Source organism: Ruegeria sp. AG7 (assembly GCF_056541545.1).
The window spans coordinates 75,551-90,075 of the sequence record NZ_JBQFYP010000003.1 but is presented as its reverse complement, the minus strand read 5'-3'; the positions used below and the strand labels follow the sequence as shown (position 1 = coordinate 90,075).

The window sequence follows — 14,525 nt, the reverse complement described above, 5'->3', positions numbered from 1 at the left end:
TCCACTCGGCCGACATGCCCGTGTTGGCCGGGAACAGGGTGGGGCGGAATATTTGCTCCTTCCCACTCTTTCACGGGGCGGGTGCGCTCGCCCCATGCGCAGTCCAGGCCGCAGGCAAAAAAACACCGGGCGGTCAACGAAATGAGCCTGGAAGGCGAAACTGACAGGGGGCTTCGGCCCCCTTTCTTTTTACCCGCCGAGTCGTCCCGGATAAGCGCCACATTGCCGGATTGAGGTGGTCCTGTCGGGCAAGAGCCGCCGATACAGGTTTTGCCGCCTTCTTCAGGCGGAGGGCCGCAAACCCGACTCGGGCAAACACGCGAAGATTGGCGTGAAATCACGAAGTTCTACCAAAGCGCGTGACGCGCCGGGGTGTCCATGTGCTTCTGGGCGCTGTCCGGACGTAAACACAAACACACCTTTCAGGAGGCACTGAAATGAAATCGCATTATTTGATCGGGCTTTCCGTGGCCGTTCTGGGCTTGCCCGGCGTTGCTTCGGCCCAATCCTCAGCCGATACCAACGGTGATGGTCTTTTGACCATCGAGGAAATTCAGGCAGTCGTACCGGAAATCAACGCTGACACTTTCTCGGCCATGGATGCCAATGGTGACGGAGCGTTGGATGCAGACGAGGTCGCGATCGCGCAGGAGGCAGGATTGCTGCCGCCCAGCGACGGGTAGGCATCGAATGAACAGGCGGCCCGATCCATTTCGGGCCGCATTTTCCATCACCTTAGGCGGGAAGATGGATTTTGAATTTTTTCCGAATCTCGGCGTCCAGAACCGGGTCGAACCTTGCAGGGGAAGGGGTGGAAAGGATTTCCTCTTTCCGGGCTACGGCTTTTTCCACCAGATCGGGCTTGCCAAGCTCCACCCACTCTTTCGGCGAGGAGCGATCTCCGAATGTTGGATAGACGTAATCTGACTGCATCCGGCTCAGCGTTGCGTCAGTTCCCAGATAGTGGCCTGGGCCGCCCATGCATACCGCCGCCATTTGATCCAGTGCCAGCGTGTCATCCGTCACCTCGATCCCGCGTACACAGCGTTGCGCCTGTCCGATCAGATCATCGCTGAGGATTAGGCTTTCCAGGCAGAACCCCAGCAACGAGGCATGCATCCCGGCCGCCTCATACACCATGTTCAGACCGGACAGACCTGCCATGACGTTCGAACACATCTGTTCCCAGCCGGCCTGCATATCGGGCAGTTTCGAATCCGATGCGCCAGCCGCAGCTCCGCCCGGCAAGTCATAGAACCGGTGCATCTGGGCGCATCCGGCAGTCAGAAGGGCCTGTTCCCCTGAACCAATCGACATGGCACCGGTCCGCAGGTCCAGACCAAAGGGCCAGGTGCCGAAAATCGCCGGGGCACCGGGACTTACGGCATTAACATAAACCAATCCCGCCAGGCATTCCGCAGTTGCTTGCGTGATCGCACCGGCGATGGTCGACGGCGCTGTGGCACCGGCCATACCGGCAGATAGCAACAAGACAGGCATACCGGCCTTGATGCATGCTTCCATCACTTCGCAGCTTTCGGTTGCGAATTTCATTGGAGGAACAACAAAGCAGTTCGAGTTCGAAACGAAGGGGCGCTCGCGAAATTTGTTTTCACCGCCGGCAATCATATAGATCATCTCCATCGCCGGTGCGACGTGGCTTGGTTCGGTGAAGGATGTCCCGACATGTTTGAAGGACCCAGAACAACAGGCGTAAATTGTGTTGAGGTCCATTTCGAGGTTGTCCGCGATGTCACGACAGACCATTGGCCGCTGCACAAAGTGAATGTTGTCAAGCTGTTGGCAGATTCGCGCGGCATCGTGCAGATCTTGCACGGTGGAATGGCGATATTCCCGACCGTGGACGTCGACCATGGACACGGCGGCCCCGGCCGTACCGTAGTGCACTTTGGTGCCCGACAATTCCAGATCGGTGTTTCCATCCCGGCTGTACAAAGTGACTGAGCGGTTCGCCTTAGCAATCGTGTCCTCGACAAGGGCACGTGGGAAACGGATACGGCCATCGTCACCCAAGGTGCAGCCCGCACCGACCAGATAGTCAATGCCACTTTGCGGGGCATCCGCCAGGCCAATGGTTTCAAGCGCGGTAAGTGCTGCTTCGTGGATGCGTTCGATCTGCGCCTGTGTCAGTACATTCAGGACGCCACCTTCCATTCCGGGGCGGACAGGTCGCAGGTGCTCAGGCAGTGCGGTTGCACGGGCAGCACGGCGCGCGGCGCGGCCGCCACTGCGCGAAGAATTGCGGGGTTGGTCGTTCATTTCAAGAATCCGGTCGTTGAGTGATGTCTTAAGGTGTCTGCAAGCACACCTTTACGGCCGTCCTCGTGCGGCACGCCCGCGATCCGCCCCAATAGTGCGGCTGATCAGGCTGATTTTCCAGTCATCGTCTGCCATTTTGCCCCTCAACATCTTGCGCGACAATTCCAAAACGCGGCGACACAATCTGTTCTATTTGCGACCTTTGATGATTATTCATATGGACAATTCTCACGGCTTATGGGGTCAGAGAACCAAACGCCGAGATTTTCGCCCGTTTTGGAAGAAATCTGTTATACTGCATTCACTTACTTCCAAGGTCTGCTGCACGGAGTTAAATTATGAGCAGCAGGTCACAGATTGAATTGAAGTCATGCCTCTGATCGAAACCAGAGCGGTGTTGCATTGAACCCGACTATGAACCCTATTTCCGTCCTTGTTGTTGCGATATTTATCGCCGGCGCTAACCCTGTTGCGGCGGAGGATTGGACTGGCGGGTATGCCGGTTTCAGTTTTGGATTTGCAGATGCCGATGGTCCGGGTGGTGCGAATGGCGATGATACGGCCTTTGGTGCGCATCTGGGCTATGACCGGGACTTTGGGAATTTCGTTCTGGGCGGTGAGTTGGAGTATAATCGGCTGTCCCTGAACCTCGGACAGTCTCAGGGCAGTCTCGACAGCATGACCAGCTTGAAATTGCGTGGTGGATATGATTTCGGTAACGCTCTGGGGTACGTGGTCGTAGGCGCAGCGCGGGCTGATACATCGGTCGACAGTGACACAGCCGCGGTTTACGGAATTGGACTGGCCTATCCGATTGGCGAGAATTTCGTCATCAGCGGTGAAGCACTGCGGCAGAATTTCGACGATGTCACCCGGTCCAGCGGCAGTCTGGACACCAATGTTTTCAACCTGCGTACGACGTTTCGGTTTTGAATGCGGCTATTCAGCCGCGTGTCGCTTGGCGAGCTGCGCTGAAAACATGCACAGGGTTCTCAAGGCACTGACAAACTTCTCATCATCCACGGTCATGGCAACCCGAATGTGCCCCGCTGCGGCCTTGCCAAAGCTTTCGCCCGGCATGACCGCAATCGCATGAGTGTCCAAAAGGGCGTTCGCAAACCCTTCACCCGTCAGCCCGGTCGCCCGTACATCCAGCATCAGATACATAGAACCCTGCGCCGGGACGAGCCCCACTGTGTTCTGTGCCGCTAATACGTCCATCGCCAATGAACGGCGGCGACGGAATGGCGCGGCGATCTTGTTTTCAAGTTCGTGTCCTGCGGTCAGTGCAAAGCTGGCCGCGTCCTGAATGAACCCCGGTACGCCATAGGTTGTATGAGTAGCCAGATCTATCAGGTGACGGATCACGTGTTCAGGACCTACGATCCACCCACATCGGGACCCGGTCATGGCATGAGATTTGGACATTGATCCAACCACCAAGGTACGGTCGGCCATTCCGGGCAGCGCGCGGGCGGACAGGTGCTCGCCCTCCCAGATCTGGGTGTCATAGACTTCATCTGATATCAACCACAGGTCACGGCGTTGGCAAACATCGGCAATGGCCTCAAGTGACTGACGGGAATACACCACTCCGGTCGGGTTGTTCGGTGTGTTGATCAACAGCGAAACCGCGCCTTCCGCGGCTGCATCAATCAATTCGGCGCGCGGTTGAAATGCATCCTCTGCAGCGGTCCGAACAGCGCGGGCAATGGCCCCGACACCGCGAATCGTCCCGGGATAGGTGGCATAATAAGGGTCCAGAAACAGCCCGGTGTCGCCGGGATCGCACACCGCCATGTGCGCCGCGAACAGGGCGGACTGCCCACCGGGCGTGACCAGTACATTGTTGCGCGTCGTTGGAATACCTGTGCGGGACTGAACCCGGGCAGCAACCGTATCACGCAGCAAATCTGTTCCGGGCACAGTGGCATAACCGGTGTGACCGTTGCGGGCCGACAGGCCCATAGCGTGCAGGATCGACGGGTCGGTACGAACGTCATGCTCGCCGATTGTCAATTCTGTCACGGCATGCCCATCATTCAGCATCCGTCGGGCCCGATTGAACACCTCCCACCCGTCGCTGCCGCCGGTGATCTGCGTGATGCGCTTGGACAATTCCATGACAAGGGCCCCGGTTACTCTGCGCTGAATGGGGCAGAGCGGCGGGCCTTTGTCAATCAGGTTCGCGGCCTTATCGAGGCCTGAAGTTTTTTGGTCAATGATGCGCGGACAAGGTCATAGGACATAGTCAAACGGTGGCGCATTTCGTCTGCGCCGGTGTCAAACGGAAGACGCACCCAGCTGCGGTGGAAATAGGGGGCTTTTACTCCGATCCCGGCGTCTATCAGCATCTGCGCCGTCTCGATATCAGGCGTTTTGACGGAAACACCATCATTTGCGATCCCGATACAGGCGAACATTTTGCCACCAATTTTCCAGGCGTCATGGCCACCGCCCCAGGGATCGGACAGTTCAGCGCCGGGTAGCGTTTTGCAGATGGAATTGACGAAATCTCGGTCCATGTTCGGCACTGTGCCGAACGGCGGCGGCAAACTCAACACTTGGCTTGCGAATGATCCCATGCTAACCGATGGCTCATGAACCCGGTGACCTGCATCATTATCTGCTGCATTACCTGCTGATTTATCAAGCGGGCCGGTTTCTTTCGTTTTCATCCCTGAGACAAGTTGCTAAGCCCGCGCCAACGCGCAAGCCTTTGCTGTTTCTTAGGAGCCCGACCGATGACGACGATCAAGCTGCACAACACACGGACGCGGACGAAGGAAGACTTCGTACCGATCGATCCTGAAAACGTGCGGATGTATGTCTGTGGCCCAACGGTCTATGATCGTGCCCATTTGGGTAATGCCCGTCCGGTGGTTGTGTTCGATGTGCTCTATCGCCTTTTGCGCTACGTCTATGGCGCAAAGCATGTGACCTATGTGCGCAACTTCACCGATGTGGACGACAAGATCAATGCGACGGCGCTGGCGCGCAAGCAGGCTGGTGCAGAAGGCACGCTGGAACAATTGGTGCAGGAGCGGTCGGACGAGACCATCGACTGGTACTTGCACGACATGGGGGCGTTGGGAGCGTTGGAACCCAACCAGATGCCGCGCGCGACCCAGTATATCACCCAGATGATCGCGATGATCGAAGATCTGATTGCCAAGGGCCATGCCTATGCCGCCGAAGGTCATGTTCTGTTCGCGGTCGACAGCTGGAAGAAAAGCTATGGCAAGCTGTCTGGCCGGTCGGTCGATGACATGATCGCGGGTGCGCGGGTTGAGGTCGCGCCATACAAGAAGAACCCCATGGATTTCGTGTTGTGGAAGCCTTCGACCGACGACCTGCCGGGCTGGGACAGCCCATGGGGCAGGGGACGTCCGGGCTGGCACATCGAATGCTCAGCCATGAGCTATGAACTGCTGGGCGAGAGCTTTGATATCCATGGTGGTGGCAATGACCTGATGTTCCCGCATCATGAAAACGAGATCGCGCAAAGTAAATGCGCGCACCCGCATGGGGAGTTCGCGCGGGTCTGGCTGCACAATGAGATGTTGCAGGTTGAGGGCAAGAAGATGTCCAAATCGCTGGGCAATTTCTTTACCGTGCATGATCTGTTGGAACAGGGCGTGCCGGGTGAGGTGATCCGGTTTGTCTTTCTGCAAACGCACTATCGCAAGCCGATGGACTGGACCGAGAAAAAGGCCCATGAGGCCGAGGCGACGCTGCGCAAATGGCGGGCGCTGACAGCGGGCATCAAGCCTGCCGCCAGCGCGGCACCTGAAGTCATCGCAGCACTAAGTGACGATCTGAATACGGCAGGTGCCATGAGCGAGCTTTACCGTCTGGCTTCAGATGGTGACGCCGCAGGCCTGTTGGCAAGTGCGCAACAGCTGGGTTTGCTTTTGCCTGAGATGGGCGACTGGGCCGATACCGCATCTGTCGACCTGACCGCCCATGCGGACCGTTTGGCGAAAGCACGAGCCACCGCGATGCAAAGCAAGGACTTCTCGGAAGTTGATCGCTTGAAGGCAGCTTATGTTGCGGCAGGGCTTGAGGTTCGAATGAGCAAGGAAGGTGTTGAACTGGTGCCGGGCGCCGGTTTTGATGCCGCTAAGCTGGAGGAGGTCTGATGACCAAGGAACGCCTCTACCTTTATGACACAACCCTGCGTGATGGGCAGCAAACGCAGGGCGTGCAGTTCTCGACCGCAGAAAAAGCGCAGATCGCGCAGGCGCTGGACGCATTGGGCGTGGATTACATCGAAGGCGGTTGGCCCGGCGCCAACCCGACCGATAGCGCGTTTTTCGAGGTGGCTCCGAAAACCGCGGCCCGGTTGACGGCCTTTGGAATGACCAAACGTGCAGGGCGCTCAGCCGAAAATGACGATGTGCTGGCAGCCGTAATGAATGCGGGAACGCAGGCTGTTTGTCTGGTCGGCAAGTCGCATGATTATCACGTCACCCACGCGCTTGGCATTTCACTGGAAGAGAACATGGAAAACGTGCGCGCCTCGGTCGCGCATATCGTCGCGCAGGGGCGTGAAGCGCTGTTTGATGCGGAACATTTCTTTGATGGCTACAAAGACAATCCGGAATATGCCGTGGATGTTTGTCGCGCAGCGCTAGAGGCTGGCGCGCGGTGGGTTGTTCTGTGTGACACCAATGGTGGCGCTTTGCCGTCCGAGGTTGGGCGGATTGTATCCGAGGTTATCGCAGCCGGGCTGCCCGGTGATCGGTTGGGCATTCACACCCATAACGATACCGAAAATGCCGTTGCCTGTTCTCTGGCTGCTGTTGAGGTAGGTGCACGGCAAATTCAGGGCACATTGAATGGTTTGGGCGAGCGTTGCGGCAATGCAAATCTGACCGCTTTGATCCCGACGCTGTTGCTGAAGGAACCCTATGCGTCGCAGTTTGATATTGGTGTCAGCCGTGAGGCTTTGGCTGGTTTGACCCGGATCAGCCGGATGCTGGATGATGTTCTGAATCGGGTGCCCAGCAAGCAGGCGGCTTATGTCGGGGCGTCGGCTTTTGCGCATAAGGCCGGGCTGCACGCCAGCGCGATCCTCAAGGATCCATCGACATATGAGCATGTGGAACCCGCAAGCGTCGGGAACTCGCGTATCATTCCGATGTCGAACCAAGCTGGCCAGTCAAACCTGCGTAAGCGTTTGACCGAGGCCGGTTTGCGTGTTGAGGCAGGTGACCCGGCACTTGGCCGCATCCTTGACCAGATAAAAGCCCGCGAGGCTGACGGATATTCCTATGATACCGCTCAGGCCAGTTTTGAACTGCTGGCGCGGGAAGAGCTGGGTCAATTGCCCGAGTTCTTCGAGGTTAAGCGTTACAAAGTCACCGTTGAACGGCGTAAGAACAAATACAACAAGATGGTCAGCCTGTCCGAGGCCGTTGTTGTCGTAAGAGTGGATGGCGAAAAGAAGCTGTCTGTCAGCGAATCCATGGACGAGTCAGGCAGCGACAGGGGGCCGGTGAACGCGCTGGCCAAAGCCTTGGCCAAGGACCTGGGCCAGTATTCGCAGGTACTGTCAGATATGCGTCTGGTCGACTTCAAGGTGCGGATTACGCAAGGCGGCACCGAAGCGGTCACGCGTGTCATCATCGACAGCGAAGACGGGCAGGGGCGGCGCTGGTCTACCGTGGGCGTCAGCGCGAACATAGTCGATGCGTCTTTTGAGGCGCTTCTGGATGCGATTCAGTGGAAATTGGTGCGCGATTGTGATCCGAAAAAGGCAGCTGCCGAGTGAGCGTGATCTTTGACCAAGACGTCAAAGCCTGCGCGGCACTTGTGCAACGGGCTGATCCAGATCGTTTCCGCGCAGCGATGGCTGCACCGGTTGCAGACCGTGCAGTCCTGTTCCCAATTTACGCGCTGAACGTCGAAGTTGCCCGCGCACCCTGGGTTACGCAAGAACCGATGATCGCCGAGATGCGGCTGCAATGGTGGCGTGACGCGCTACAGGAAATTGCTGAAGGGGCAACCGTACGGCGGCACGAGGTGGTAACACCCTTGTCAAGGGTTCTTTCGCCCCATCTGGCTGGCGTTTTGGATGAATATGTGGCCGTAAGGCGTTGGGATATATACCGTGACCCGTTCGAAGATCAGGAACACTTTGACGCCTATATCGATCACAGTACGGGTTCATTGTTTGTTGCATCCGCTCAGGCGCTGGGGGCAGCGGATGAACCAGCGTTGCGTGACTTTGGATATGCGGTCGGGGTGGCGAACTGGCTGAGGGCTATTCCTGAACTGGAAAGACGCGGGCGGATACCGTTGCTGGACGGCACCTCTGAAGGGGTGCGTGCCTTGGCCGGGGCCGCATTGAATCGTCTGTACAAAGCCAGATCGCTTCGGGCTGATATTTCGGTTGAGGCACGGTCGGCATTATATTCCGGGTGGTTGGCCGAACGGATATTGAAGCAAGCCATAGCCCGACCCGAACGTGTTGCCTCCGGTGCTCTGGTACCGGGAGAAATACAGCAGCGATTGTCCTTGATGTGGGCTGTGGGCAGCGGGCGCTGGTGATCAGGCCCGTTCCGGGTCGGCCGGTCGCAGAACCAGCCACAACAGGGCCCCGCCTGCCAGTGTCAGCAATGGGATCATTGCAAGGTTGACTGCTGTCCACCCTTCGACCGGGGACCCACCCGAGCAGTTCATCAATCCACCCGAAGCCAGCGAGGCCATAGTCACTCCGCCAAACACCAGCAAGTCGTTAAGGCCCTGCATCCGGCCGCGTTCCTGCGGCTCATGCGATGCGGCCAGCATCGTGGTCGCGCCGATAAAGCCAAAGTTCCATCCAACACCCAGAAGAATGAGGGCAACGAAAAAGTTCCCCAATTCAACGCCCTGCAAGGCGACCAGGCCAGCGGTTGCAAGAATCGCCAGACCCAGCGCAACAATCCTTTCGATACCAAACCGGGCGATCAGGTGACCGGTGAAGAAACTGGGTACATACATGGCAAGCACGTGGCTGGTAACGATGTCCGCCGCGTCATTGGCCGAGTAACCACAACCAACCACGGCCAACGGCGTTGACGTCATCACAAGGTTCATCAGCGCGTAAGATACCATGGCACATATGATGGCCACGGCGATGCGCGGTGTTTTCAGTAATTCCAGTCGCGACCGCCCCTTGGGCTCGGAGCCGGTGGGTTTTGCAGGTGTTGGAATATCAAGGAAGAAGAACAGGGCGGACCCCAGAACATTGATCCCAATGACAGCCAGATAGGTGCCCAGAAAAGGGATGACATAGGCTTCGGATGTGAGTTTTACGATTTGCGGGCCAATGATGGCAGCCGCCAGTCCACCAGCCATGACATAGGAAATCGCTTTGGGGCGGAACTCGTCCGACGCGGTGTCCGCTGCGGCGAACCGGTAAAATCCGTGGGCGCTCATGTAGAGGCCCGTCAACAGGCTGCCGACAAGGAAGACGGGGAAAGAGCCAAGAAACAGGCCATAGGCCCCGATCAGCCCGCCTAACGCACCGGATGTCGCGCCAACAAGGAACCCGACCCGACGCCCCCATTTTTGCATGATGGCCGAAATTGGCGTGGCCGCCAGCATCGATCCCAGAACAATCAGTGAAATGGGCAATGTCGCCAGGCAGGGATTGGTCGCCAGCGACTGACCGGCCAGCCCTCCGACGATGAACATCATTGGCATCTGCGCGCCCAGAATGGCCTGCGCCGCCACTAAGACAGCAACGTTGCGTTTGGCCTGACGGTCATTAGGAAGGGTCGAGATCATGGTCATGGCGGAATGGGTATCGGCTAAGTGTTTGCGGCACAACCCGGTTGCATCTGCGGCACATGCGCCTAACGTGCCAGTAACAACCGAGCAGGGGGACTACATGCCCGTTGGCCGCATCATCGAAACGCCGGGTTGTGTGGCGGAAGGGGCTGAATGGCTGGCCCGGAGCTGCCCACGCATGGCCTATGCAATGGAACAGATTGGCCCATTGCCGCTACGTCGCCGTCCTGACGGGTTCACGCAGCTGCTGAGTGCCATTGTCAGCCAACAGGTCAGCGTGGCTTCGGCCAATGCAATATGGCAACGCCTGCAAGACGCCAAACTGACAGGTCCGCGTAAGATCATGTGGGCAACGGATGACGATCTGCGGGCCGTAGGGCTAAGCCGTCAGAAGATCCGATATGCAAAGGCGTTGGCAGAAGCGCGTATAGATTACAAAGCGTTACGTGATGTTCCTGATGCGGAGGTTGTGACCACGCTGACGCAAGTGCCAGGCATCGGCGTATGGACTGCGGAAATATACGCCATGTTTTCGCTTGGTCGCGCTGACGTGATCGCCCCCGGCGACCTGGCGCTGCAAGAGGCCGCGCGCATCCTCTATGACCTGCCCAATCGCCCAACGGATAAAGAACTGCGCAAGATGGCCGAGGCCTGGTCGCCCTGGCGCTCGGTTGCGGCGCGGGTGCTGTGGGCCTATTACCGGGTTGCAAAGCAAAGAGAAGGGATCAGATGACACGGGTTTTGAATGCGCTCCGGAAAGAGCCTGTTTCGGGCGACACGCGCTCGGTTGTGGTGTTCGTGCATGGCTATGGCGCAAACGGTGCCGATCTGCTGGGTTTGGCCGACCCGCTGGGTGAACATCTGCCCGACACATTGTTCGTGGCCCCGGACGCGCCCGAGCAGATCCCCGGAATGCCCAATGGCTTTCAGTGGTTTCCGATTCCCTGGATTGACGGGTCGTCTGAGGAAGAAGCGCGCAGGGGCATGGAAATGGCGGTCGAGGACTTTAATGCCTTTCTGGATGCGCTGATGGTGGATGAAGACGTTCTGCCCGAACAGGTTGTCCTGTTTGGTTTTAGCCAGGGCACAATGATGAGCTTGTATGTCGCGCCCCGCCGCGAAGACCCCGTGGCCGGAATTGTCGCTTTCTCAGGCCGTTTGCTAGAGGCGGACCTTCTGGCAGACGAAACTGTCAGCCGGATGCCGGTATTGCTGGTGCATGGCGACGCCGACGACGTCGTCCCGCCGCAATCCTTGCCCGAAGCGGCGGAGGCCCTGCAATCCGCCGGTTTCAAAGAGGTCTACGCTCATGTCATGAAGGGCACCGGGCACGGCATCGCCCCGGACGGGCTGAGTGTGGCCCTGGCCTTCATGCGCGACAAGCTGAGCCTTTAGCCGGTAAGATTAAATCAGCAGAACACTGTCGTTTCGCATCGGATTAAGACCAAAGATGCGCTTCCGCAAACTCGACTGAGTTTCCGGCCGGGTCGCGCACGTACAAAGATCGTGCGCCTCCGGGCCAGTCAAATTCTGCGTCTACGGGGACATTCCAGTCCAGAAGGTGCTTGCGCATTACCGCGATTTCATCACGGGTCAGTACAAGACACACATGCCCGGCACCACGGGCGCCATGTGGCGGAACGGGCATGTCCGGGTTGAGGGGCGGCTGTTCCGTCTGTTCCGGGTTAAAGATCAGCAGGACCGATCCGCCAATTCGGTAAAACACGTGGCGGTCGGCGACACGCTGAATGCGTTTCAGGCCCAGTACTTCGCCGTAAAACTGTTCTGCTGCGTCCAGATCATCGACATAAAGCGACGCTTCCAGAATCGCCGAAGGGGCCGGTATTCCGGGAGTTAGTTTCATGACTCAAGTTTAGCAGATCAGGGCAGGGTATGTCACCGGCGCGGTCGACGGTCGCGTTTTCGTTGCGGTGTGGTGTTCAGGGATGGCATGGGCAGGCTGTCCCACTGGCCCGGTTCCAGATCGTCCAGAGTCCAGTCTCCGATTCGATAACGGATCAGGCGCAGGGTCGGCAGGCCCACGGCGGCCGTCATTCGACGCACCTGACGGTTTTTGCCCTCGCGTATGGACAGTTCTATCCAACTGTCTGGAACTGTCTCGCGTTCGCGGATTGGTGGGGTGCGGGGCCACAGGTCGTCTGGCTCGTCGATCTGGCGCACCTTTGCCGGACGGGTCAGGCCGTCTTTCAACTCGACGCCGTTTCGCAGCGCTTTCAGGGCGGTTTCGTCCGGGATGCCTTCGACCTGAACCCAATAGGTTTTTGCCATCTTGTGCTTGGGATCCGATATCTGCGCCTGCAACTTGCCGTGGTCAGTCAGCAGCATCAAACCTTCGCTGTCACGATCCAACCGACCGGCGGGATAAACCCCGGGCAGATCGATGAAATCGGACAGTGTACTGCGCGGAGTATCCCCATTGTCGCGGTCGGTGAACTGCGGCAGCACATCATAAGGTTTGTTGAAGCGAATGAACCAGGACATGACCCGCGCATACCCCGAAGAGTGCGTCCCGCGCAAGCTGTGGATAACTGTCATGCGCTTGTTACGGATTCGCATTACCCAGTTTGCGACATATTGTGGAAAATCAGGGCTTGTCAGAGTATTAACACGATATATAGTTATACTAAGGCCGGGGCGGGTGTTCCCCGCTCTGATGTCAAAAACGGGCAGAGCAGAGCGAGGAGCGATTCTGATATGGACGGAGACTTCAGGACCGAATTTGTCAGGGAGCCTGGTGCGCTGAAGCATCATCCGGCATTGGTTTTGAACGCCGATTATCGCCCCCTGTCTTATTACCCGTTGTCCCTGTGGCCCTGGCAGGAAGCGATCAAGGCCGCCTGGCTGGATCGCGTCGACATCGTGGCCGAATACGACGAAGTGGTTCGCAGCCCAAGTACTCAGATCCGAATACCTTCGGTCGTTGTTCTGAAAGACTATGTAAAACCCAGAAAGCGCGTGGCCTTCACGCGCTTTAATTTATTTCTGAGGGACGAGTTCCGGTGCCAGTACTGTGGCAGCCGCGGTGATTTGACCTTTGATCATGTGGTGCCACGCGCCGCCGGTGGGGTGACCAGTTGGCAGAACGTTGTGGCGGCGTGCAGCCCGTGCAACCTGCGCAAAGGGTCGAAATCGCTGCGTCAGGCAGGAATGAGCCTGCGAAAGCCGCCCCGTCAGCCTGACGCCGAAGCACTGCGCAATGTTGGTCGGAAGTTTCCGCCCAATCACTTACACGAAAGCTGGATCGATTTTCTGTATTGGGATGCTGAGCTGGACGAATTCTAGGCCTTGCTTGCCCGCCACGCCGCGAGCCAGATCAGTACCAGAACAGCCGAGGCAATGGCATTCCATCCGGCCATCGAGATGTTGAACATTTCCCACGGGATATCGTCGCAGCGAACCAAAGGCGCTGACATAATCTGGTCGAACAGGTCGTCATTCGACATCCCACTGATGCTGCCGGATGTGCAACTGGTCGGACCTTCCCACCATCCTTGTTCAACGCCGGCGTGGTAAAACCCAATACCCGAAGTGACAGCCGCTGCCATCGCGCCACATAGCGGCAGGATGCTCAGTCTTGGCAAGGCCAGCGCCAAAACGCCAATCGCGATTGCGACCCCATGCGGGTAGCGCTGCCAGATACACATTTTACAGGGGGCAAGGCCGCCCAGATATTGAAAGCCAAAAGCTGCCAGCAGAAGGGCCAGGGACCCAAGACTTGCCAGTGCGATAAGTTGTGAACGTCTCGTCATAGGTATTTCACCACCAGGAAGCCGCCGAACAGGAGGACGATGAACAAGGTGAACATCAGCCCCAAGCGTTTTTCAATAAATTCACGGATCGGCTCGCCAAAGCCCCAAAGCAGGGCCGCAACAAGGAAGAATCTGAGCGCACGTGCCAGTATCGACGTTGCGATGAATGTCCCAAGCGGCATTCCTGTCCAGCCGGACATGATGGTGATGACCTTGTACGGGAAAGGCGTCACTCCGGCGGCCAGGACCGCCCAGAACCCGAAATCGTTGAAGCGTGTGTTGAATTCTTCCATCGCATGGGCCTTGCCCATGGATTCAAGAATGGGCTGCCCCAGACTTTCATAGAAAAACGCACCAATCGCATAGCCCAGCATCCCGCCCAGAACCGAAGCCACCAGAGCAACAGTTGCAATCAGCCAGGCGCGCGACGGGCGCGCCAGGATCATCGGAATCATCAGAACGTCGGGGGGAATCGGAAAGAACGAACTTTCGACAAAGGCCACAACAGCCAGCGCCCACAGCGCATGAGGGTGTTCCGCCAGACGAATTGTCCAGTCATAAAGTGATCGCAACATTAAGCACTCAAATCCCGTTCTCGGCCCCGGAAAGCCAAACCACGCACCTGACGGCCCGTCAACCATCGCGGTCGAAACAAATGGATTATTGGATGATTTTTGCCTCTGGACCTTCCCTCGG

The 14,525-nt window shown here is 57.8% G+C and carries 16 protein-coding genes; 8 read left to right on the top strand and 8 right to left on the bottom strand.

Features of this window, described 5'->3' with window-relative positions; all coding sequences use genetic code 11:
• Nucleotides 1-437 precede the first annotated feature (437 nt).
• Nucleotides 438-683 carry an EF-hand domain-containing protein gene (locus ACR0BF_RS05320; protein WP_480472945.1) on the top strand — a complete coding sequence of 82 codons (246 nt, stop codon included), beginning with the start codon at nt 438-440 and terminating at the stop codon, nt 681-683.
• Between the two features lie 52 nt (nt 684-735).
• Here the strand turns inward: ACR0BF_RS05320 and ACR0BF_RS05315 are convergent, their stop codons facing one another.
• Nucleotides 736-2,280 carry a trimethylamine methyltransferase family protein gene (locus tag ACR0BF_RS05315; RefSeq protein ID WP_480472943.1) on the bottom strand — a complete coding sequence of 515 codons (1,545 nt, stop codon included), beginning with the start codon at nt 2,278-2,280 and terminating at the stop codon, nt 736-738.
• A 414-nt stretch (nt 2,281-2,694) separates the two neighbouring features.
• Here ACR0BF_RS05315 and ACR0BF_RS05310 point away from each other — a divergent pair, with 414 nt between their 5' ends.
• Nucleotides 2,695-3,213: an outer membrane protein gene (locus tag ACR0BF_RS05310; protein ID WP_480517136.1), complete on the top strand. Its 519-nt coding sequence runs from the start codon at nt 2,695-2,697 to the stop codon at nt 3,211-3,213.
• Nucleotides 3,214-3,219: 6 nt separating this feature from the next.
• On the opposite strand, the gene ACR0BF_RS05305 is transcribed toward ACR0BF_RS05310, so the two are convergent.
• Both ACR0BF_RS05305 and ACR0BF_RS05300 read right to left on the bottom strand, forming a co-directional pair.
• Nucleotides 3,220-4,404, bottom strand: coding sequence for a pyridoxal phosphate-dependent aminotransferase (locus ACR0BF_RS05305; RefSeq protein WP_480624425.1), 1,185 nt, complete (start codon nt 4,402-4,404; stop codon nt 3,220-3,222).
• Between the two features lie 56 nt (nt 4,405-4,460).
• Entirely contained in the window at nt 4,461-4,805 is a 345-nt protein-coding gene (locus ACR0BF_RS05300) for an MmcQ/YjbR family DNA-binding protein (protein ID WP_480624424.1), read from the bottom strand.
• A 219-nt stretch (nt 4,806-5,024) separates the two neighbouring features.
• On the opposite strand from ACR0BF_RS05300, the gene cysS reads away from it, so the two are divergent.
• Genes cysS through ACR0BF_RS05285 form a run of 3 tightly spaced genes read left to right on the top strand, consistent with a single transcriptional unit; the run spans nt 5,025 to nt 8,835 of the window.
• The gene (cysS, locus tag ACR0BF_RS05295) at nt 5,025-6,422 is read left to right on the top strand and encodes a cysteine--tRNA ligase (RefSeq protein WP_480603534.1); all 1,398 of its coding nucleotides are present in this window, start codon (nt 5,025-5,027) and stop codon (nt 6,420-6,422) included.
• Nucleotides 6,422-8,056, top strand: a complete 1,635-nt coding sequence (gene cimA, locus ACR0BF_RS05290) for a citramalate synthase (RefSeq protein WP_480624423.1) — start codon at nt 6,422-6,424, stop codon at nt 8,054-8,056. Before cysS ends, cimA begins: the two co-directional genes overlap by 1 nt.
• Nucleotides 8,057-8,058: 2 nt before the next feature.
• A complete protein-coding gene (locus tag ACR0BF_RS05285; RefSeq protein ID WP_480553883.1) occupies nt 8,059-8,835 on the top strand; it encodes a squalene/phytoene synthase family protein in 777 nt (258 codons plus the stop codon).
• Here ACR0BF_RS05285 and ACR0BF_RS05280 read toward each other — a convergent pair whose 3' ends face one another.
• Nucleotides 8,836-10,062 carry an MFS transporter gene (locus ACR0BF_RS05280; protein WP_480517128.1) on the bottom strand — a complete coding sequence of 409 codons (1,227 nt, stop codon included), beginning with the start codon at nt 10,060-10,062 and terminating at the stop codon, nt 8,836-8,838.
• 97 nt (nt 10,063-10,159) lie between these two features.
• Here ACR0BF_RS05280 and ACR0BF_RS05275 point away from each other — a divergent pair, with 97 nt between their 5' ends.
• Entirely contained in the window at nt 10,160-10,792 is a 633-nt protein-coding gene (locus tag ACR0BF_RS05275; protein WP_480624528.1) for a DNA-3-methyladenine glycosylase family protein, read from the top strand.
• Complete coding sequence (locus tag ACR0BF_RS05270) at nt 10,789-11,454, top strand: alpha/beta hydrolase (RefSeq protein ID WP_480472927.1); 666 nt, start codon at nt 10,789-10,791, stop codon at nt 11,452-11,454. The genes ACR0BF_RS05275 and ACR0BF_RS05270 overlap by 4 nt, the downstream gene beginning before the upstream one ends.
• Nucleotides 11,455-11,497: 43 nt before the next feature.
• Here the strand turns inward: ACR0BF_RS05270 and ACR0BF_RS05265 are convergent, their stop codons facing one another.
• Nucleotides 11,498-11,923, bottom strand: coding sequence for a VOC family protein (locus ACR0BF_RS05265; RefSeq protein WP_480472925.1), 426 nt, complete (start codon nt 11,921-11,923; stop codon nt 11,498-11,500).
• A 32-nt stretch (nt 11,924-11,955) separates the two neighbouring features.
• Complete coding sequence (locus ACR0BF_RS05260) at nt 11,956-12,561, bottom strand: rRNA large subunit pseudouridine synthase E (protein ID WP_480476745.1); 606 nt, start codon at nt 12,559-12,561, stop codon at nt 11,956-11,958.
• Nucleotides 12,562-12,774: 213 nt separating this feature from the next.
• On the opposite strand from ACR0BF_RS05260, the gene ACR0BF_RS05255 reads away from it, so the two are divergent.
• A complete protein-coding gene (locus ACR0BF_RS05255; protein ID WP_209503840.1) occupies nt 12,775-13,362 on the top strand; it encodes an HNH endonuclease in 588 nt (195 codons plus the stop codon).
• Here the strand turns inward: ACR0BF_RS05255 and ACR0BF_RS05250 are convergent.
• The gene (locus ACR0BF_RS05250; protein WP_480472923.1) at nt 13,359-13,829 is read right to left on the bottom strand and encodes a disulfide bond formation protein B; all 471 of its coding nucleotides are present in this window, start codon (nt 13,827-13,829) and stop codon (nt 13,359-13,361) included. The two genes, ACR0BF_RS05255 and ACR0BF_RS05250, sit on opposite strands and share 4 nt — an antisense overlap.
• Nucleotides 13,826-14,404 carry a YqaA family protein gene (locus tag ACR0BF_RS05245; protein WP_480472921.1) on the bottom strand — a complete coding sequence of 193 codons (579 nt, stop codon included), beginning with the start codon at nt 14,402-14,404 and terminating at the stop codon, nt 13,826-13,828. The genes ACR0BF_RS05250 and ACR0BF_RS05245 overlap by 4 nt, the downstream gene beginning before the upstream one ends.
• Nucleotides 14,405-14,525: the final 121 nt, after the last annotated feature.